The sequence below is a fragment of the Microbacterium sp. NPDC056234 genome (assembly GCF_042267585.1).
In the GTDB taxonomy this organism is placed as follows: Bacteria; Actinomycetota; Actinomycetes; order Actinomycetales; family Microbacteriaceae; genus Microbacterium.
This window is the reverse complement of sequence record NZ_JBHJTE010000006.1, coordinates 184,554-202,774: the sequence shown is the minus strand read 5'-3', so window position 1 is coordinate 202,774 and position 18,221 is coordinate 184,554. Positions and strand designations below refer to the sequence as shown.

19 protein-coding genes are annotated in these 18,221 nt (G+C 68.2%); 2 read left to right on the top strand and 17 right to left on the bottom strand.

Features of this window, described 5'->3' with window-relative positions; translation table 11 throughout:
• Positions 1 to 68: 68 nt before the first annotated feature.
• From ACFCYE_RS16655 to rplU, 10 genes are all read right to left on the bottom strand, one after another.
• Entirely contained in the window at positions 69 to 758 is a 690-nt protein-coding gene (locus tag ACFCYE_RS16655; protein ID WP_376180534.1) for an SDR family oxidoreductase, read from the bottom strand.
• 1 nt (position 759) lies between these two features.
• Complete coding sequence (gene rsfS / locus ACFCYE_RS16650; protein WP_376180532.1) at positions 760 to 1,137, bottom strand: ribosome silencing factor; 378 nt, start codon at positions 1,135 to 1,137, stop codon at positions 760 to 762.
• Positions 1,137 to 2,336 (bottom strand): hypothetical protein, encoded by a 1,200-nt coding sequence (locus ACFCYE_RS16645; RefSeq protein WP_376180530.1) that lies wholly within the window; start codon positions 2,334 to 2,336, stop codon positions 1,137 to 1,139. The genes rsfS and ACFCYE_RS16645 overlap by 1 nt, the downstream gene beginning before the upstream one ends.
• Positions 2,333 to 2,935 carry a nicotinate-nucleotide adenylyltransferase gene (nadD, locus tag ACFCYE_RS16640; RefSeq protein ID WP_376180529.1) on the bottom strand — a complete coding sequence of 201 codons (603 nt, stop codon included), beginning with the start codon at positions 2,933 to 2,935 and terminating at the stop codon, positions 2,333 to 2,335. Before nadD ends, ACFCYE_RS16645 begins: the two co-directional genes overlap by 4 nt.
• A 7-nt stretch (positions 2,936 to 2,942) precedes the next feature.
• A complete protein-coding gene (locus tag ACFCYE_RS16635; RefSeq protein ID WP_376180527.1) occupies positions 2,943 to 3,167 on the bottom strand; it encodes a hypothetical protein in 225 nt (74 codons plus the stop codon).
• A gap of 52 nt (positions 3,168 to 3,219) precedes the next feature.
• The gene (locus ACFCYE_RS16630) at positions 3,220 to 4,515 is read right to left on the bottom strand and encodes a glutamate-5-semialdehyde dehydrogenase (RefSeq protein WP_376180525.1); all 1,296 of its coding nucleotides are present in this window, start codon (positions 4,513 to 4,515) and stop codon (positions 3,220 to 3,222) included.
• Between the two features lie 63 nt (positions 4,516 to 4,578).
• A complete protein-coding gene (proB, locus tag ACFCYE_RS16625) occupies positions 4,579 to 5,367 on the bottom strand; it encodes a glutamate 5-kinase (RefSeq protein WP_376180523.1) in 789 nt (262 codons plus the stop codon).
• Positions 5,364 to 6,875 (bottom strand): GTPase ObgE, encoded by a 1,512-nt coding sequence (gene obgE, locus ACFCYE_RS16620; protein WP_376180522.1) that lies wholly within the window; start codon positions 6,873 to 6,875, stop codon positions 5,364 to 5,366. The genes proB and obgE overlap by 4 nt, the downstream gene beginning before the upstream one ends.
• A 93-nt stretch (positions 6,876 to 6,968) precedes the next feature.
• Entirely contained in the window at positions 6,969 to 7,226 is a 258-nt protein-coding gene (gene rpmA / locus ACFCYE_RS16615; protein WP_243225898.1) for a 50S ribosomal protein L27, read from the bottom strand.
• 20 nt (positions 7,227 to 7,246) lie between these two features.
• Entirely contained in the window at positions 7,247 to 7,555 is a 309-nt protein-coding gene (gene rplU / locus ACFCYE_RS16610) for a 50S ribosomal protein L21 (protein WP_264155001.1), read from the bottom strand.
• 226 nt (positions 7,556 to 7,781) lie between these two features.
• On the opposite strand from rplU, the gene ACFCYE_RS16605 reads away from it, so the two are divergent.
• Positions 7,782 to 8,057 carry a DUF4031 domain-containing protein gene (locus ACFCYE_RS16605; protein WP_376180520.1) on the top strand — a complete coding sequence of 92 codons (276 nt, stop codon included), beginning with the start codon at positions 7,782 to 7,784 and terminating at the stop codon, positions 8,055 to 8,057.
• Here ACFCYE_RS16605 and ACFCYE_RS16600 read toward each other — a convergent pair.
• The gene (locus ACFCYE_RS16600; protein ID WP_376180518.1) at positions 8,013 to 10,640 is read right to left on the bottom strand and encodes an Rne/Rng family ribonuclease; all 2,628 of its coding nucleotides are present in this window, start codon (positions 10,638 to 10,640) and stop codon (positions 8,013 to 8,015) included. The two genes, ACFCYE_RS16605 and ACFCYE_RS16600, sit on opposite strands and share 45 nt — an antisense overlap.
• A 269-nt stretch (positions 10,641 to 10,909) precedes the next feature.
• Here ACFCYE_RS16600 and ACFCYE_RS16595 point away from each other — a divergent pair, with 269 nt between their 5' ends.
• The gene (locus ACFCYE_RS16595) at positions 10,910 to 11,521 is read left to right on the top strand and encodes a vitamin K epoxide reductase family protein (RefSeq protein WP_376180516.1); all 612 of its coding nucleotides are present in this window, start codon (positions 10,910 to 10,912) and stop codon (positions 11,519 to 11,521) included.
• A gap of 63 nt (positions 11,522 to 11,584) precedes the next feature.
• Here ACFCYE_RS16595 and ndk read toward each other — a convergent pair whose 3' ends face one another.
• The 6 genes from ndk to ACFCYE_RS16565 all read right to left on the bottom strand — a co-directional run bounded on the left by ndk (position 11,585) and on the right by ACFCYE_RS16565 (position 18,158).
• Positions 11,585 to 12,001, bottom strand: coding sequence for a nucleoside-diphosphate kinase (ndk, locus tag ACFCYE_RS16590; protein WP_376180514.1), 417 nt, complete (start codon positions 11,999 to 12,001; stop codon positions 11,585 to 11,587).
• A gap of 1 nt (position 12,002) precedes the next feature.
• Positions 12,003 to 12,416: a DUF4233 domain-containing protein gene (locus tag ACFCYE_RS16585; RefSeq protein WP_376180512.1), complete on the bottom strand. Its 414-nt coding sequence runs from the start codon at positions 12,414 to 12,416 to the stop codon at positions 12,003 to 12,005.
• The gene (locus ACFCYE_RS16580) at positions 12,413 to 13,765 is read right to left on the bottom strand and encodes a bifunctional folylpolyglutamate synthase/dihydrofolate synthase (protein WP_376180510.1); all 1,353 of its coding nucleotides are present in this window, start codon (positions 13,763 to 13,765) and stop codon (positions 12,413 to 12,415) included. The genes ACFCYE_RS16585 and ACFCYE_RS16580 overlap by 4 nt, the downstream gene beginning before the upstream one ends.
• A gap of 2 nt (positions 13,766 to 13,767) precedes the next feature.
• Positions 13,768 to 17,073, bottom strand: coding sequence for an isoleucine--tRNA ligase (gene ileS, locus ACFCYE_RS16575; RefSeq protein ID WP_376180508.1), 3,306 nt, complete (start codon positions 17,071 to 17,073; stop codon positions 13,768 to 13,770).
• A gap of 255 nt (positions 17,074 to 17,328) precedes the next feature.
• Entirely contained in the window at positions 17,329 to 18,012 is a 684-nt protein-coding gene (locus tag ACFCYE_RS16570) for a hypothetical protein (RefSeq protein WP_376180506.1), read from the bottom strand.
• A complete protein-coding gene (locus ACFCYE_RS16565) occupies positions 18,009 to 18,158 on the bottom strand; it encodes a CopG family transcriptional regulator (protein ID WP_376180504.1) in 150 nt (49 codons plus the stop codon). Before ACFCYE_RS16565 ends, ACFCYE_RS16570 begins: the two co-directional genes overlap by 4 nt.
• Between the last annotated feature and the right edge of the window lie 63 nt (positions 18,159 to 18,221).

Here is an 18,221-nt window from a genome sequence, read left to right as displayed (position 1 = left end):
TGCAAGAGCACGGCGCGCACGAGGGTTGACACGACGGCCCGCGGACTGCTTCCGCACCCCCAGGACCGTCAGGCGCCCGGTCGTACCGTGAGATCGGTGATGTCGGCGTCCCTGGGAAGATCGAGTGCCGTGAGGATCGTCGTCGCGACGGACTCGGGATCGATGAACCGCTCCGGTTGGTACTCGCGCCCTTCCTGCTGGTGCACGCGTGCCTGCATGGGCGTCGCCGTTCGGCCGGGATAGATCGACGTGACACGGATGCCGTGCTCGGTCTCCTCTGCCCGCAGCGAGTCGGCCAGCGCCTTGAGTCCGTGCTTGGATGCCGCGTACGCCGACCATCCGGCGTGCGCGTGCAGCCCGGCGCCGGAGTTGACGAACACGACCTGTCCTCGAGAGACGCGCAGCACAGGAAGCAGCAACCGCGTGAGCTCGGCGGGAGCCACGAGGTTGACGGCGAGCTGCTGCTCCCACAGGGACGCGGGCAGGTCCGCGACGGGACCGAGGTCGACGACACCAGCGACATGCACGAGGGCGTCGATCCGATCGGGCAGATGCTGCTTGGACAGTGCCCACGACAGCCGACCGGGATTCGCCAGATCGCCGACGAGCGTGGCCGCGCCGGGAAGCATCCCGGCGATCTCGCGCGCCCTGCCGACATCGCGGGCGAGGACGATGACGTCGTCACCGCGGCTCAGGAGACGCTGCGCGAGCGCTGCGCCGATTCCTGAGCCGGCTCCGGTGAGGAGATGAACAGCCATGTCAGGCGCGGTCGGCGGACTCCGCCAGCTCGATCGGGACCACAGGGCAGTCCTTCCAGAGGCGCTCGAGTCCGTAGTAGACCCGCTCCTCGGCGTGGAACACGTGGACGATGAGGTCCCCGAAGTCCATCAGGACCCAGCGGGCCTCGGCGCGACCTTCACGGCGGACGCGCTTGTGCCCGGCTTCGATGAGCTTGTCCTCGATCTCGTCGGCGATCGCGGCGACGTTGCGCTCGCTGTTGCCGGTGACGAGAAGGAAGATGTCCACGAGCGGCAGCGGCTCGGAGACATTGAGCGCGAGGAGATCCTCGCCGCCCTTGGAAACGGCCGCGTCGGCGGCGATGTGGAGCATCTGCTCCGCGGATTCAGGTGATTGCATCAGAGCACATTCATGGTGAAGGCTGCGATCAAGGCGGCCGCCAGCGCGAGAGCGAGGCCGCCGGCGGTGATCGCGAGGATCAGCATCAGCTTGTTGCCCTTCTCGGGAGCTGGTGGCCGGATGACCTCGCCGGCGGGTTTGATGGTGCTGACCGCGGAGCTTGCCGCGATCGGCGTCGGAGAGGATGCCGGCGGCAACTCACCGTCGATGAGGACAGCGTCGACGTCCTTGCCGTCGGTCGTCCCCTTCGCGTGTCCCCGAGAACCGAGGCCCTCCGGGAGATCGTAGGATCCGGTGATGAGCACCTCGCCGGTCGAGGCGACCGGGCCGGAGAGGGATCCCTCTCCGGGAGGCGGGTTGAAGATCAGGGCGCTGGGGGCGGCGTGCTGCGATCCGGTCGAATCGCCGACCGTGATGAGCTCGTCGAATGACGGCGTGAACGGCGTCTTCGTCTTGTCCTCGGAGAGGACGCTCTGCCCGAACGTCGGATTCACCGTGGGACGCTCACCCTGCTCGGCCGCGTCGTCGGCGTGCTCGATCGCATCCGGGTCGACGCCGAGATCCGCAAGGTCGGCTTCTGCGCCAGCGCGCTCGTCGTCCTCGTTCTCGCTGCCGATCTGCACGGCGGCGTCTTCTGCGTCCTCGTCGACAGCAGGTGCGACGTCGGACTCCTCCGCGTGCTCGACCTCGACCTCAGTGGCCGTCTCGTCTTCGAGATCGGGGGCTTGATCGTCTTCGACTTCGATGTCGTCGCTGGAGTCCGCCTCGGCTTCCGGTTCCGGCTCTGACGCCGAAACGGGAGCGAAGACGGGGACGGCGGAGACGAGCGCGGGATCATCGGAATCGGTCTGCTGCGCGGAAACCTGCTCAGCAGCATCCTCTTCCGCAGCCGTCTGGGCGGCGGCTGCTTCCTCCGCGCCGATCACCGGCACCGATGCGGTGCGGATCCGCTCCTGCGCACGTGCCTGACGTCGCGTCAGAGGCATCGCACCGAGGTCGACGGCTTCATCGGCGACAGGCGCTGGCGGCACCTCGATCGGCTCAGCGGCACGCGGCACCGGCGGCTGAGGCGTCGGAGCGGACGCGGATGCCGCCGCCGCCTCTTCCTCGGTGATCACCGGTGTCGCGCCAGTCAGGCGGATCTCCCGCAGCTGCTTGCGCGTCAGCGGTTCCTTCCCTTCACTGTCCGATGTGCTCATGCCTTGCTCCGATACAGGTGATGCTTCGCGATGTACTGAACGACTCCGTCGGGGACCAAGTACCACACCGGTTCGCCCTCCTGGACGCGCTGTCGGCAATCCGTCGAGGAGATCGACAGTGCCGGCACCTCCAACTGGCTGACGTCGTCGCTCGGGAGTCCATCGGTGCTCAGAACGTGTCCTGGACGAGAGACCGCGACGAAATGGGCCAGATCCCACAACTCATCATGGTCCCTCCAGCTGAGAATCTGCGCCACGGCATCCGCCCCGCTGATGAAGTACAGCTCGGCATTCGGCCGTTCGTTCTTCAGATCGCGCAGGGTGTCGATCGTGAAGGTGTCGCCCTCGCGGTCGATATCGACCCGGCTGACGGTGAATCGCGGATTGGATGCCGTGGCGATCACCGTCATCAGGTAGCGGTGCTCGCTGGGAGTCACCGTCCGCTTCTGCCACGGCCGTCCCGTCGGAACGAAGACGACCTCATCGAGATCGAATTCGTGTGCGACCTCGCTGGCAGCGACGAGGTGACCGTGATGGATCGGATCGAATGTCCCGCCCATCACCCCGATACGCGGCGCCCGCGAAGTCGTGTGCTCCATCCGCGGCTCAGTGGCCGTGCCCTGCCCCGTGGCCGTCCTTGCCATGCTGGGCCGCCCAGGCCTCGGCCTTCGCCGAGTGGCGGTTGGCGACGTGGCGGTACGAGAAGGTCACCAGCCCGAGCAGCGCGAAGACGATCGCGGCGATGACACCGAAGATCAGCGTCTCGAGCGCCACATTTCCGTGGTGCTCGGTCTCTGCGGCTGCCATCGCGAACTGTGCGACGAGATTCATCCTTGCTCCGTTTCGTGACCGGGGGCGCGAACGCGCTCCCCCATCCTATCGCTCAGCCGCGCGTCTGCCCCGCCCCACGCGCGAGCCACTTCGTGCTGGTCAGCTCAGCGAGCCCCATCGGGCCCCTTGCGTGCAGCTTCTGCGTCGAGATGCCGACCTCGGCCCCGAACCCGAACTCCGCGCCATCCGTGAAGCGCGTCGAGGCGTTCACCATCACGACCGCGGAATCCACCTCGGCCAGGAAGCGCTCGGCACTGCGCGAATCCGTCGTGATGATCGCCTCGGTGTGGCCGGTGCTGTAGGTGCGGATGTGCGCGAGGGCATCATCGAGCGAATCCACGACTTTCATCGCGATGTCGAGGCTGAGGTACTCGGTCTCCCAGTCCTCCTCCGTGGCGGGGATCACGTTGCTGACGAGACCGGCGACGATGTCGTCTCCGTGGATGGCCACGCCCTCGCTCTGCAGCGCGCTGGCCACGAGCGGGATCAGTCGCGGGGCGGCCTGACGGTGCACGAGCACGGTCTCGACGGCGTTGCAGACGCTGGGCCGCTGGACCTTCGCGTTGACGACGATCTCCGTGGCCCAGTCGTCCGGCGCCGTCTCGTCGAGCACGATGTGCACGTTGCCCGCACCGGTCTCGATGACCGGGACGGTGGACTCGGTGACGACGGCCTCGATGAGCGATGCGCTGCCGCGGGGCACGAGCGCGTCGATGAATCCCCGCCCGTGCATGAGCGCCTTCGCGCCGTCGCGTCCGAAGTCGTCGACGGTCTGGATCGCCTCCGGTGTGATGCCGACGGCGGACAGCGCGTCGCGCATGACCGCGACCAGGACCGTGTTCGACTCGCGCGCCGCGCTGCCGCCGCGGAGCACGACGGCGTTGCCGGACCGCAGCGCCAGGGCTGCGATGTCGACGGTCACGTTCGGTCTCGCTTCGTAGATCGCACCCACCACGCCGAAGGGCACGCGCACCTGCTGGAGCGCGACGCCGTTGGGCATCCGGTGTCCGCCGACGACCTGCCCCACGGGGTCGGCCAGCGCGGCGACCTCGCGGACGGCGGCTGCCAGCGCGGCGACCCGTGATGAATCCAGACGCAGGCGGTCGATGAGCGCGGCCCCGATGCCGTCGGCTTCACCGCGCGCGATGTCGTGCGCGTTCGCCGCGATGATCCGCTCCGCGCCGGCCTCCAGCGCCTTCGCGACCGACTCCAGCGCCCGCGCCTTGTCGTCGCTGGTCAGCTGCGCTGTGACGCGCGATGCATCCTTGGCGAGGGCGAGGCGCTGCTGCGGCCCTGCGACGTCCGTGGTTGCGGAGTCGACGGGGGCGGTGAGGGTGTCGGCGCTCATCCGCCCAGTGTATCGAGCGACGCTCCCCTCGGGGCCGCTGTGACGGGCGCCGTGGGTCGCCGGTCAGGGTGCGGTCGCAGGCACGAACCAGGTGCCGATGTGCTCCCCGGACAGAGCGCGGTCGATGAGGTCGGCTCCGGTCACCAGCACGCCGATGCCGGATGCCGCGGCGAGCCGCGCGGCGGACACCTTGGTCGCCGCTCCCCCCGTGCCGACGCTGTTGACGACAGTGGCTCCGAATTCGAGACCCGTGAGGTCCTCGTCCGCCCCGATCACATCGAGCGGCTCGGCATCCGGGTCCGTCGGGGGCTTGGTGTACAGCGCCTCGACGTCGCTGAGCAGCACGAGGGCGTCGGCCTGGACGAGCTGGGCGACCAGCGCTGCGAGACGGTCGTTGTCGCCGAAACGGATCTCCTGCGTGGCGACCGTGTCGTTCTCGTTCACGATCGGCAGGATGCGCAGACCGAGCAGCCGCTCCATCGCGCGGCGCGCATTGCTGCGCGATGTCGGAGTCTCGAGATCGCCCGTGGTCAGCAGCACCTGACCGGCGACGATCCCGAACGGACGCAGCGCCTCCTGGTAGCGGTAGACGAGGATGTTCTGCCCGACGGCGGCGGCCGCCTGCTGGGTGGCGAGGTCGGTCGGCCTGGCTTCGAGGTTCAGGAACGGGATGCCGGTGGCGATCGCGCCGGATGAGACGAGGACGATCTCGCAGCCGCGGCCGTGCGCCTTCTGCAGAGCGTGCACGATCAACGGGATCCGCCATGACGACTCACCGCTGATCGACGATGAACCGACCTTCACCACGATGCGGGCCGCGGTGGCGAGCTCTTCCCTGGTGCGCGCTGTCATGCCTCGTCCCCGTCGAGGTCCTCCTCGGTGACGATGCGGCGTTCCTCGGCCTCGGCGCGCAGCGCTGCTTTGGCGTCCATCCGCTCGTAGTACTGCTCGCGGCGCTGGGTCGTCGTCCGGCGCGGGTTCGTCGCGGCGAAGCGCGGGTCGGTACCGCGCGGTGCGACCATCAGCTCCGCTGCGGAGGACATCGACGGCTCCCAGTCGAAGACGAGACCATCGCCTTCGCCGATGACCACCGTGGCGCCCGGCGTCGCGCCGAGACGGAACAGCTCGTCCTCGACGCCGAGACGCTCGAGCCGGTCGGCGAGGTAGCCGACGGCCTCTTCGTTCTGGAAGTCGGTCTGCTGCACCCAGCGCACCGGCTTCTCGCCGAGCACGCGGTAGACGTTGCCGTATGTGCCGCCTTCGACTCGCACCGTGAACTCCTTCTTGGAGCCCCTGGGTCGGATCACGACGCGTTCACTGGGGACCGCGACAGCCGCTTCGGCGCGATGCTTCTCGACGATGTCGCCGAGCGCGAAGGTCAGTGGACGCAACCCCTCGTGCGAGACCGTGGAGATCTCGAACACGCGGAAGCCGCGCGCCTCGAGGTCGGGTCGCACGAGCTCGGCGAGGTCGCGCGCCTCAGGGACGTCGATCTTGTTCAGAGCGACGAGCTGCGGTCGCTCGAGCAGGGGGATCTGCCCCTCGGGGACCTCGTAGGCGGCGAGTTCCGCGATGATGACGTCCAGGTCGCTGATCGGATCGCGGCCAGGCTCGAGCGTGGCGCAGTCGAGCACGTGCAGCAGCGCGGAACAGCGCTCGACGTGGCGGAGGAACTCGAGCCCGAGCCCTCGCCCTTCGCTCGCGCCCTCGATGAGACCGGGTACGTCGGCGACGGTGTAACGCGCGTCACCGGCCTGTACGACACCGAGGTTCGGGTGCAGCGTGGTGAAGGGGTAGTCGGCGATCTTGGGACGAGCCGCCGAGATCGCGGCGATCAGGCTCGACTTGCCGGCCGACGGGTAGCCGACCAGTGCCACATCGGCGACCGTCTTGAGCTCCAGGACGATATCGCCCTCGAACCCCGGCGTACCCAGCAGTGCGAAACCGGGCGCCTTGCGTTTCGGAGACGCGAGAGCCGCGTTCCCGAGGCCCCCGCGGCCGCCCTGGGCGACGACCACGCGTTCCCCCGGTACGACCATGTCGACGAGGACTTCGCCATCGGCATCCTTGACCACCGTGCCGACCGGAACGGGCAGCTCGAGCGTCTCGCCGGCGTAGCCGGAGCGGTGATCGCCCATACCGAACCCGCCATTGCCGCTGGAGCGGTGGGGCGAGTGGTGGTAGGAGAGCAGAGTGCCGGTCTGCGGGTCGGCGACGAGGACGATATCGCCTCCGTCACCGCCGTTGCCGCCGTCCGGGCCGCCGAGCGGCTTGAACTTCTCGCGGTGCACCGATACGCACCCGTTGCCGCCCTTTCCTGCGCGCAGGTGGAGCGTCACCGTGTCGACGAACGTGACCATGTGATGTCCTCGGTTCCTGAGCTGAGAGAAGGCGGAATGCACGAACGGGACGGGCAAATGCCCGCCCCGTTCGGATGGTTGCTGTGCTGCGGATTACTCAGCAGCTGCGACGATGTTGACGACCTTGCGGCCGCCCTTCGCGCCGAACTCGACCGAGCCGGCCGCAAGCGCGAACAGCGTGTCGTCGCCGCCACGGCCGACGTTCACGCCGGGGTGGAAGTGCGTGCCGCGCTGACGGACGAGGATCTCGCCGGCGTTGACGGTCTGACCGCCGAAGCGCTTCACGCCGAGTCGCTGTGCGTTGGAGTCACGACCGTTACGGGTCGAGCTCGCGCCCTTTTTGTGTGCCATTTCTCAGCTCCCCTTCGTGCTTACTTGATGCCGGTGATCTTGACGCGCGTGAGCTCCTGGCGGTGGCCCTGACGCTTCTTGTAACCGGTCTTGTTCTTGAACTTCTGGATGACGATCTTCGGGCCGCGGAGGTTGCCGAGAACCTCAGCGGTGACCTTGACCTTCGCCAGCTTGTCGGCGTCGGTGGTCACCGTGGCGCCGTCGACGAGCAGCACGGCGGCCAGCTCGATCTTCTCACCCTGGGCAGCCTGAACACGGTCGAGCTGAACGATCGTGCCGACCTCGACCTTCTCCTGCCGTCCGCCGGCGCGCACTACTGCGTAAACCACTTGATACCTGTTTCATCGGGGAGCTCAAGGCTCCGGAAATCTCACGGGAAGACTGTGCCTGCGTTCGTCGCAGGTCTGACGGGTGCGAGCACCGGGGCTCATCCGGACCACCCCTGGGGACGGTTCAGCTCGCGCACCAAGGGTCCACTTTACCGGATCCGAGCCGATGTGGCAAAGCGAGCCGATGCCGTGTCGCGCGAAAGCCTTCCCGCCGTAGGATCGCACGGTGACCGTACTCGTCGATGACCCGATCTGGCCGGCCCACGGGCGGCTGTGGGCGCATCTGGTGAGTGATGCGGACCTCGACGAGCTGCACGCGTTCGCACGGCTCAACGACGTTCCGGCGCGCGCGTTCGACCTGGACCACTACGACGTGCCGGAGGAGGCCATCCCCCGGCTCGTCGCTGCCGGCGCCGCACCTGTCGGCGGCAAAGAACTCACGCGTCGGCTGATCGCGTCAGGACTGCGCGTCCCCGCTCGCGACCGGCGCGGAGGGCACTGACCCGGAATCCGCGTTCACCGACACCGGTGTGCCCGTGAGCGCTGCAGTGGTCACGCGACGACGATTGCGTCCTTGACCCGGTGCCTTCGGCTCGGGCAGGGCATCCAGCACCGAGTCGAGCAACTGCTCGGCCTCGCTGCGCGGCGCCGGCTTCGCACGCTCGGAGCGCTTCTTGCGGGCCTTCTTCGGACGTTCGACCGTGCTCGCGATCTCGACGACGGGCGTCTCGTCCGGCGTCTCGGCCGGGACGACCCGAGTGGATGCCGCGATCTGCGCGAGCGCGCTCTTGGCGCCCTCGGGAATGCTGTGGGTCACGCCGGCGGCGGGGGCCGGCGCGCTCGGCTGGTTGCCGCCGCGCTGACGACGGTTGGATGTGCTGCCGTTTCCGTTCGAACGGTGCTTGACGACCGGGTCGTGGTGCACGATGACACCGCGGCCGGCGCAGACCTCGCACGCCTCGCTGAAGGTCTCCAGCAGGCCGAGGCCGAGCTTCTTGCGAGTCATCTGCACGAGTCCGAGCGAGGTGACCTCCGCCACCTGGTGCTTGGTCCGATCACGGCTCAGGCACTCGACCAGGCGGCGGAGGACCAGATCGCGGTTGGACTCGAGCACCATGTCGATGAAGTCGACGACGATGATGCCGCCGATATCGCGCAGGCGGAGCTGTCGGACGATCTCTTCCGCGGCTTCGAGGTTGTTCTTCGTGACCGTCTCTTCGAGGTTGCCGCCGGAGCCGACGAACTTGCCCGTGTTGACGTCGACGACGGTCATGGCCTCTGTCCGGTCGATCACGAGCGAACCGCCGGAGGGCAGCCAGACCTTGCGGTCCAGAGCCTTCTCGATCTGCTCGGTGACGCGGAAGACGTCGAACGGATCGGACTCGTCCTCGTATTCCTCGACCCGCTCGAGCAGGTCGGGTGCGACGCTCTCGAGGTAGGCGCGGATCGTGCGCTGCGCCTCTTCGCCCTGGATGAGCATCTTCGTGAAGTCCTCGTTGAAGACATCGCGGACGATCTTCACGAGCAGGTCGGGCTCGGCGTGCAGAAGCGCAGGCGCCTGCTGGTTCTCGACCTGCTTGCGGATGTGCTCCCACTGGTTGGTGAGGCGCTGCACATCGCGGGTGAGCTGGTCCTCCGTCGCGCCCTCTGCGGCCGTGCGGACGATGACGCCGCTGGATTCCGGCAGCACCTCCTTGAGGATCCGCTTGAGGCGGGCTCGCTCGTTGTCGGGAAGCTTGCGCGAGATGCCGTTCATCGATCCGTTGGGCACGTACACGAGGTAGCGTCCGGGGAGCGAGATCTGGCTGGTCAGGCGAGCGCCCTTGTGCCCTACCGGATCCTTCGTGACCTGCACGAGCACACGGTCACCGGGCTTGAGCGCCAGTTCGATGCGTCGCGGCTGATTGCCGGTCTCGACGCCGTCCCAATCCACCTCACCGGAGTACAGCACCGCGTTGCGACCGCGGCCGATGTCGACGAACGCCGCCTCCATGCTGGGAAGGACGTTCTGGACGCGACCGAGGTAGACGTTCCCGATCAGCGACGCATCCTGATTGCGGGCGACGTAGTGCTCGACGAGCACCTGGTCCTCGAGGACGGCGATCTGGGTGCGGCCGTTCTTGGAGCGGACCACCATGTTGCGGTCCACGGACTCGCGGCGCGCCAGGAACTCCGCCTCGGTGACCACGGGCCGGCGACGTCCTGCGTCGCGACCGTCGCGACGACGCTGCTTCTTGGCCTCGAGGCGCGTGGAACCCTTGATGGCCTTCGGCTCCGTGATGTACTCGACGACGCGCTGGCGCTGTCGCGGCTCGGAGCGCTGCTCCTCCTCGCCGTCGCCATTGCCGCCGCGGCGTCGACGTCCGCGACGGGCGGAAGAACCGGACTCGTCGGATTCCTGTTCGCGGTCGCGGTCTCGATCGCGGTCCCGGCCGGGGCGCGCCGGCAGCGGCACGATCTCGGGTGCGTAGAAGTGCAGCTGCGTGGACACGCGGGAGACGAAGGTCTCGGGGATGAGCCCGAGGCCGACCGCGGTGAGCGGCTCGGGCGCAGCCTTGACCGGCTCGGTCTTCGCGGGCTCGGTCTTGGTCTCTGCGGCCTTCGCGGCCTCCGCGGGAACTGGCTCGGATGTCGCAGCATCCGACTCGGCCTTCTCGCCGTCGGCGGTCGCCGCCGGTGCGTGCTCGGTCGACTCGGCCGCCGCTTCGGGCGCGGTCGCCTCGGCGACGGACGCCTCGTGTGCGATGGTGCGCTCCGTGGACTCTTCGGCTGAGCCGTCCACGCCGCGGACAGCCTGGGTTGCCGCTGCAGCCGACTCGTCGTCCTCACGAGCGGCCTCGGGCGCCTCAGCGGCGGCTGCTGCTTCAGACGGTTCCGCGACGACCTCGTCCTTTTCGGCGGCGGCCTCATCGACGGCGTCGGCCTCGGCAGGTGTCTGCTCGGGCGCGTCCACCGCCGCATCCTCTGCTGGCACGTCGATCGCCGGCGCCTCAGCCGGATCCGGAGTCTGCAGCATCGCGTCTAGCGCGGGCTCTGCATTCTCGTCGAGGGTCGGGTTGTTGTTGTCATTGTTGTCATCGGCCATCTCTGGCGAACTCCCTGCACGGGCACTGTGTGCTCCGCGAAATCTCATGCGGCACGGGCCGCGAACTCACTCGGCGTGCGATCGGCTCTTCTGCTCTGATCGCGTGGGGCATGTGCCCCGAAGTCTTCGTCGATGCCTGTCTGCGGCGGCGCCGCGAGAAGCATCACACGCCATTATCGCATCATGCGCGAGATATCGCGGCATCCGACGCCCCGATTGTTCCGGCCGCCTCACGCTGTGCCCATAGCAATCGCTGAGATACTGGCGCTATGACGGAGCAGCGCCCCCGCTATGTCGGGTACGGAATCTGGTTGATCATCGCGAGCGTGATCGGGTGGTGGGCGGCTTTCCAGCTCACTGTGGAGAAGATCTCGCTTCTCGAGAACCCGACCGAGGCGCTCGCATGCGACATCAGTCCGTTCATCCAGTGCAGCAAGAATCTGGACTCCTGGCAGGGATCGGTCTTCGGGTTCGCCAATCCGATCCTCGGCCTCACCGGCTGGATGGCGCCGCTCGTCGTCGGAGTCGCCCTGATCGCCGGGGCGCGCTTCCCGCGGTGGTTCTGGGCGACGTTCGGTGCCGGCATCGCGTTCGCGTTCGGATTCGTCTGCTGGCTGATCTCGCAGAGCATCTACGACCTGCTCGTGCTGTGCCCGTGGTGCATGGTGACCTGGGCCGTCACGATCCCCACGTTCTTCGCGACGATGCTGCATCTCGTGCGCAACGGCACGTTCACTCGATCCGAGAAGGCGCAGCACGCGGCCGATCGCCTGATGGTCTGGGTGCCTCTGGCAGCGATCGTCGCCTACGCGATCATCATCGCCATGGCGCAGCTGAACGGGCTGGACTTCCTGGGCGAGATGGCGGGCGTCCTGTTCTGACGCGATACGACGGATGCCCGCTCCCGAAGGGAACAGGCATCCGTCTGCGTCGCTCTGGAACGGTCAGTCGAACCAGATGCCGAGCTCGCGCGCCGCGGACTCGGGGCTGTCCGAGCCATGGACGAGATTCTGCTGGACGGCGAGTCCCCAGTCGCGGCCGAAGTCGCCGCGGATCGTTCCCGGGGCGGCCGTGGTCGGGTCGGTGGTGCCGGCGAGCGAGCGGAAGCCCTCGATCACGCGGTTGCCCGCGAGGCGGATCGCGACGGACGGGCCGGAGAGCATGAACTCGAGCAGCGGCTCGTAGAACGGCTTGCCCTCGTGCTCGGCGTAGTGCTCGGCGAGCAGGTCGCGGTCCGGATCCACCAGACGGATGTCGACGAGGGCGTATCCCTTGGCCTCGATGCGGGCGAGAATCGCACCCGTGAGGCCGCGTGCGACACCGTCCGGCTTGACGAGGACGAGGGTTTCTTCGGTGGCCATGTCATTCACTCTCTGTCGAAGAATCGGTTTCGGACCCCGCCGGACGTCGTGCATCCAACTTGGCCCCCATGATCGTCGCATACGCCCACATGCCACCGAAAACCAGCACGACCATCAGCATCGCCGGGACCAGGATCGCGGACAGCGCCACGATCACCTGCACGATCCACCCCGCGGTGATCGCCCACGGCTTCATGATGAGTCCGGCGATCGCGATGCAGGCCAATGCCATCACGACACCGCCCACGATGGCCCACCAGTCGGGGATCGCATCCGGGAGCGCACGGAGCCCGAAGATCGTCAGCCCGCCGAGGAACACGACGATCGCCTCGAAGCCCAGCACGATGGGCGCGAGCTTCTGCACGAGGGTGCGCTGGGCACGGGGCCTGCGCGAGACCGGCTGAGCGTCGCTCATGCGCGCCACCCGGACTTCCAGTCCTCCTCTTCGGCCAGCGCGATCGCCTCACCGGCGAGAACCACGGAACCGGCGATCACCACCGCCCGGCGATCGGACGATGCGGCCCACTCGCGTGCCGCATCGGCGGCCTCCGCGAGAGACGGGTGCACGGTCGCGCGATGACCGGCCTGCTCGACCAGATCCGCGATCGCATCGGCGTCGCTGGCCCGTTCGGACTCCGGCGCGGTGGCGAAGACGTGCGCTGCCGCCGGTGCGAGCACGGCGACGATGCCTGCGGCATCCTTGTCGGACAGGATGCCGAGCACGACGCCCCACTCGTCGAAATCGAAGCTGTCGTCGAGCGCCTGCGCGAGGGCGACGGCGCCGTGCGGGTTGTGAGCGGCGTCCACGATCACCGTCGGTGCGATGCCGAGCAGCTGCAGGCGTCCGGGCGAGGTGGCACCCTGGAAGCCCTCCGTGATGATGTCGCCGGAGATCGCCTGCGTACCGCCGCCGATCAGCGACTCGACGGCCGCGACGGCCAGAGCCGCGTTGTGCCCCTGGTGGGCGCCGTAGAGGGGCAGGTACTCCTCGACGTACTGGCCGGCGATGCCGCGGACGGTGAGGAGCTGACCGCCGACGGCGAGCTTCTGTTCGGCGAGGCCGAAGTCTGCGCCGTCGAACGCGATCGTCGCGCTCTTCTCCGCAGCGACACGGCGCAGCACCGCCGCCGCTTCCTCCGGCTGCTGCGCCGAGACGACGGCGGCGCCCTCCTTGATGATCCCGGCCTTCACCTCGGCGATCTCGGCGATCGTGTCGCCCAGGCGATCCGCGTGGTCGATGTCGATCGGCGCGAAGACCGCGACATCGCCATCGGCGGTGTTCGTGGAGTCCCACTCACCGCCCATGCCGACCTCGAGCACCAGGACGTCGACCGGCGCATCGGCTGCGGCGACGAAGGCGAGCACCGTGAGCAGTTCGAAGAAGGTCAGCGGCGCGTCGCCGGCCGCTTCCAGCTCGGCGTCCACGATGCCGACGAAGGGTTCGATCTCGTCCCAGGCATCGGCGATCGCGCCGTCGTCGATGGGCTCGCCGTCGATCATGACGCGCTCGGTGAAGCGCTCCAGGTGCGGACTCGTGAACAGGCCCGTGCGCAGACCGTGCGCGCGGAGCAGGCTCTCGATCATGCGCGCCGTCGACGTCTTCCCGTTCGTGCCGGTGATGTGCACGACGCGATAGGTGCGCTGCGGATCGTCCAGCAGCGTCAGAATGCGCTCGGTGCGCTCCTTGCGGGGCTGCACCCAGCGCTCCCCCGCTCGTGCGAGCAGCGTCTCGTAGACGGCATCCGCGCGGTCGCGATCAGTCATGATCAGGCTCCGATCCGGGAAACGGCGATCGTGAAGGCTCCGCGGTTGGCGTACGTGCCCTTCTCGATCTCGGCGGTGAACTCGGCGCCGTCCAGACTCTCGTCGGCGCGTGACAGGCGGTGCTCGACCGCGAGGGTCTCCCCCGCGACATCCGCCACGTCGAAGGCCGACTCCACGGCATCCGCGTCGCCGGCATCCTCGAAGCGCAGACCGAGACGGATCCGATCGCTGACGTCGAACCCGGCGTTCTTCCGCGTCTCCTGCACGGCGCGGATGACATCGCGGGCCAACCCCTCGGCCTCGAGCTCCGCCGTCGTCGTGGTGTCCAGCAGGACGAACCCACCGGTCGGCACGATCGCGAGAGCCTCGCCCTCGGGGCGCCCCGTGGTCTCGAGCGCCAGCTCGTACTCGTGCGGCTCCAGGACGACCCCGTCCGCGGTCACGACGCCGTCGGCATCCGTCCAGAAGCCGTCCTTGGCCGCGCGGATCACCCGCTGCACCTCCTTGCCGAGGCGCGGACCGGCGGCGCGCGCGTTGACGCTCAGCCGATGGCTGATGCCGTACTCCGCCGCAGCGGTGTCCGTCAGCTGCACGAGCTCGACGGACTTGACGTTGAGCTCCTCACGCAGGATGTCCTCGAACTGCCCGAGCGAATCGGCCAGCGGTGAGACGACGGTCAGACGTGCGAGCGGCAGACGAACGCGCAGCTTCTCCTTCTTGCGCAGCGCGTTGCCGACGCTGGACAGTTCCCGGACGGCATCCATCGCGTCGCGGATCTCGTCCGCAGCAGGGAAGGCCGCGGCATCCGGCCAGTCCTGCAGATGGACGCTGCGCCCGCCGGTCAGACCCTGCCAGACGCGTTCCCCGATCAACGGGACGAGCGGGGCCGCGACGCGGCACAGCGTCTCGAGGACGGTGTAGAGGGTGTCGAATGCCTCTCGGCTCTTCGGGTCCTCGGTGACGCCGGTCCAGAAGCGGTCGCGCGAGCGTCGGATGTACCAGTTCGTCAGCACCTCGGCGAACTCGCGCAGGCGGCCGGCCGCGGTGGTCGAATCCAGTCCTTCCAGGTCTCTGCGGACCTCGCGCACGAGGACACCGAGTCGCGCGAGGATGTAGCGGTCGAGGACGTCCGTCGAATCCGTGCGCCAGGATGCCTCGTACCCGTCACCGGACGCGTTCGCGTACGTCGCGAAGAAATACCACGAGTTCCACAGCGGCAGCAGGAATTCGCGCACGCCGGCGCGGATCCCCTCCTCCGTGACGGCGAGGTTGCCGCCGCGCAGCACCGAGCTCGACATCAGGAACCAGCGCATGGCGTCAGAGCCGTCGCGGTCGAGCACCTCGGAGACGTCGGGGTAATTGCGCAGCGACTTCGACATCTTGTAGCCGTCGCTGCCGAGGACGATGCCGTGACAGCTCACGCCGGTGAAGGCTGGGCGATCGAACAGTGCGGTCGAGAGGACGTGCATGACGTAGAACCAGCCGCGCGTCTGGCCGATGTACTCCACGATGAAGTCCGCCGGCGCGTGCGTGTCGAACCACTCCTGGTTCTCGAACGGGTAGTGCACCTGGGCGTACGGCATCGAACCGGAGTCGAACCACACGTCGAAGACGTCCTCGATGCGGCGCATCGTGCTCCTGCCCGTGGGGTCGTCCGGGTTCGGGCGGGTCAGGTCGTCGATGTACGGGCGGTGCAGGTCGACCTCGCCCTCCGGGTTGCGCGGCAGTGCGCCGAAGTCGCGCTCGAGCTCCTCCAGCGAGCCGTAGGCGTCGACGCGCGGGTACTCCGGGTCGTCGCTCTTCCAGATCGGGATGGGCGACCCCCAGTACCGGTTGCGGCTGATCGACCAGTCGCGCGCGCCCTCGAGCCACTTGCCGAACTGGCCGTGCTTGACGTTCTCGGGGACCCAGGTGATCTGCTCGTTGTTCGCGAGCAGATCGTCCTTGATGTCCGTGACCCTGATGAACCAGCTCGACACGGCCTTGTAGATCAGGGGGTTCCTGCATCGCCAGCAGTGCGGGTAGGAGTGCTCGTAGCTCTGCAGGCGCAGCAGCTTGCCGCTTTCGCGGAGCAGGCGGACGAGCGGAGTGTTGGCATCCATCCAGAGCTGACCGGCGACATCGGTCACATTCGGCAGGAAACGACCGCCCTCGTCCAGAGACAGGATCGTCGGGATGCCGGCGAGGTTTGTGATGCGCTGGTCGTCCTCACCGTAGGCGGGGGCCTGATGGACGACACCGGTGCCGTCCGAGGTCGACACGTAGTCATCCGCGAGCACGCGCCAGGCGTTCTCGGTGCCGTAGGTCGCCGTGTCGGTGTAGTAGTCGAAGGGCGGCTCGTACGCCAGCCCCGAGAGCTCGCTGCCGACGATGGTGCGCTCGACGGCTTCGGATGCCGCGGCGGCGTCCTCGTAGCCGAGGTCCTTCGCGTAGCCGGCGAGCAGGTCGGCGGCGAGCAGGAAGCGGCCGGTGCTGCCGTCGGCGGCACCGTTCGGGCCCGCCGGCACGACGGCATAGGCGATCTCCGGCCCCACGGCGAGCGCCATGTTGGTCGGGAGGGTCCAGGGGGTGGTCGTCCACGCGAGGACGCGGACCCCGTTCAGGCCCTTCGCCTCGGCATCCGGCCCCGTCAGGGGGAACGCGACCGTCACGGACGGGTCCTGGCGCATCTGGTAGACGTCGTCGTCCATGCGCAGCTCGTGCGCGCTCAGCGGCGTCTCGTCGCGCCAGCAGTACGGCAGGACACGGTATCCCTCGTATGCGAGGCCCTTGTCGTACAGCGTCTTGAACGCCCAGAGGACGCTCTCCATGTAGCCGAGGTCGAGCGTCTTGTACCCGCGATCGAAGTCGACCCAGCGCGCCTGACGAGTGACGTAGTCCTGCCACTCGCGTGTATACGTCAGCACCGAGTTCTTCGCCTTCGCGTTGAAGACGTCGATGCCCATGTCCTCGATCTCGCTCTTCTCGGTGATGCCGAGCTGCTTCATCGCCTCGAGCTCGGCCGGCAGTCCGTGGGTGTCCCACCCGAAGACGCGGTCGACCTTCTTGCCGATCATCGTCTGGAACCGGGGGAAGACGTCCTTGGCGTACCCGGTCAGCAGGTGCCCGTAGTGCGGCAGACCGTTCGCGAACGGCGGACCGTCGTAGAACACCCACTCGTCGGCGCCCTCGCGCTGCGCGATCGATGCCCGGAAGGTGTCGTCCGTCTTCCAGAACTCCAAGATCTCCTGCTCGATCGCGGGCAGCCGAGGGCTGGGCGTGACGGAGTCCGCGGCGGGGCCGAAGGAGGAAGGGCGTGGATAGGTCATCGTGTCTCGCAGTGCTCGTCGTGGCGGATGCTGCTGCGAGGACGATCCCGTCGTGCGAAGGACCGCGGTACCACCCCGCGTGCACCGCCTCACGGCGGGGCCACTCTCACTGCGGCGATGACGGGCCTGCCCCGCTCGGTTCTACTGAGTCTCGCGACCGTTCTTCCGAGAGCTCCCCGGTGATGGCCGGATCGATGCTTTGCGGTCTATTCTACGCGGGATCGCGGGTCGTGCGCGCCCGTATGCGCTCACCCCTCAGCGGTGGTACCCGTGCAGGTCGTCCTGGACGCCATTGATCCAGATCTCATCGCCCGCGTCCGGATCGGTCACCCGGATCGTGCGGGTGAACGCCTCGTCGATCACCGCCGCGTCGAACCCGGCATCCCGCACCCGCTGTGCGAGCGCGTCGAGATCGCCACGCGCCTCGAAGCTCAGCGCGATGCGCGGCATTCCGGTGTGCAGCCCGACCGCACCGGCTTCGGCGCGCAGTTCGACCCATCCGCCGCGGTCGGCAGCGATGCCGGCGCGCAGGCCGAGCGCCTCGAGAATCGCTCTCGGCTCGGCGAGATCGTCCTGGAACCAGATCGGCTGCACGGAGATCTCCCCCGCGCCTGCTGCGGCTCCCGCCGAGACGGTGACGGCCAGTCCGGACGACGCCCGCACGGTCAGCATCTCTCCGACCCCGTCCATCGTGCTCCGCACGACGTCGAAGGCGGACAGAGCGGATGCCGCGGCATCCAGATCGTCGACCAGGAGGTGAAGATCGACGCGGCCCGGCGCATGCTCTTGCGTCGCGTGGTGGAGGGCGAGCACTCCGTCGGCGCGGAACTCGCCCCACTCTCGCGTGGGCGCGAACGGCGACGCGAACCCCAGCGCCTCTGCGAGCGCCCACCAGCGCTCAGGATGCTCGGTGTACAGGATCTGCTGGACGACGGTCATCGTGCCTCCTCGAGATAAGCGCGCAACGCCGTCTCGACGAGGGCGGACAGACTCATGGAGTCGTCGATCGCTCGATGCTTGACTCTTCGGACGAGATCCGGCGGCAGGTAGACGTTGAACTGCACCTTCGGTTCAGATGCTTGCATGCTAGCAATTTAGCCTCCGGCCACGGGCGCGCGCAAGTGTCCGTGACGCGGCCTACGCTCGAC

What these genes read in the sequence shown, in the direction of transcription:
- rsfS (WP_376180532.1), bottom strand. Translation starts at nt 1,137, where the DNA reads ATGCAATCACCTGAATCCGCGGAGCAGATGCTCCACATCGCCGCCGAC.
- obgE (WP_376180522.1), bottom strand. Translation starts at nt 6,875, where the DNA reads ATGGTCACGTTCGTCGACACGGTGACGCTCCACCTGCGCGCAGGAAAG.
- ACFCYE_RS16630 (WP_376180525.1), bottom strand. Translation starts at nt 4,515, where the DNA reads ATGAGCGCCGACACCCTCACCGCCCCCGTCGACTCCGCAACCACGGAC.
- ACFCYE_RS16655 (WP_376180534.1), bottom strand. Translation starts at nt 758, where the DNA reads ATGGCTGTTCATCTCCTCACCGGAGCCGGCTCAGGAATCGGCGCAGCG.
- ACFCYE_RS16595 (WP_376180516.1), top strand. Translation starts at nt 10,910, where the DNA reads ATGACGGAGCAGCGCCCCCGCTATGTCGGGTACGGAATCTGGTTGATC.
- rpmA (WP_243225898.1), bottom strand. Translation starts at nt 7,226, where the DNA reads ATGGCACACAAAAAGGGCGCGAGCTCGACCCGTAACGGTCGTGACTCC.
- ileS (WP_376180508.1), bottom strand. Translation starts at nt 17,073, where the DNA reads ATGACCTATCCACGCCCTTCCTCCTTCGGCCCCGCCGCGGACTCCGTC.
- ACFCYE_RS16645 (WP_376180530.1), bottom strand. Translation starts at nt 2,336, where the DNA reads ATGAGCACATCGGACAGTGAAGGGAAGGAACCGCTGACGCGCAAGCAG.
- ACFCYE_RS16570 (WP_376180506.1), bottom strand. Translation starts at nt 18,012, where the DNA reads ATGACCGTCGTCCAGCAGATCCTGTACACCGAGCATCCTGAGCGCTGG.
- ACFCYE_RS16580 (WP_376180510.1), bottom strand. Translation starts at nt 13,765, where the DNA reads ATGACTGATCGCGACCGCGCGGATGCCGTCTACGAGACGCTGCTCGCA.
- ACFCYE_RS16585 (WP_376180512.1), bottom strand. Translation starts at nt 12,416, where the DNA reads ATGAGCGACGCTCAGCCGGTCTCGCGCAGGCCCCGTGCCCAGCGCACC.
- ACFCYE_RS16635 (WP_376180527.1), bottom strand. Translation starts at nt 3,167, where the DNA reads ATGAATCTCGTCGCACAGTTCGCGATGGCAGCCGCAGAGACCGAGCAC.
- ndk (WP_376180514.1), bottom strand. Translation starts at nt 12,001, where the DNA reads ATGGCCACCGAAGAAACCCTCGTCCTCGTCAAGCCGGACGGTGTCGCA.
- ACFCYE_RS16565 (WP_376180504.1), bottom strand. Translation starts at nt 18,158, where the DNA reads ATGCAAGCATCTGAACCGAAGGTGCAGTTCAACGTCTACCTGCCGCCG.
- proB (WP_376180523.1), bottom strand. Translation starts at nt 5,367, where the DNA reads ATGACAGCGCGCACCAGGGAAGAGCTCGCCACCGCGGCCCGCATCGTG.
- nadD (WP_376180529.1), bottom strand. Translation starts at nt 2,935, where the DNA reads ATGGAGCACACGACTTCGCGGGCGCCGCGTATCGGGGTGATGGGCGGG.
- ACFCYE_RS16600 (WP_376180518.1), bottom strand. Translation starts at nt 10,640, where the DNA reads ATGGCCGATGACAACAATGACAACAACAACCCGACCCTCGACGAGAAT.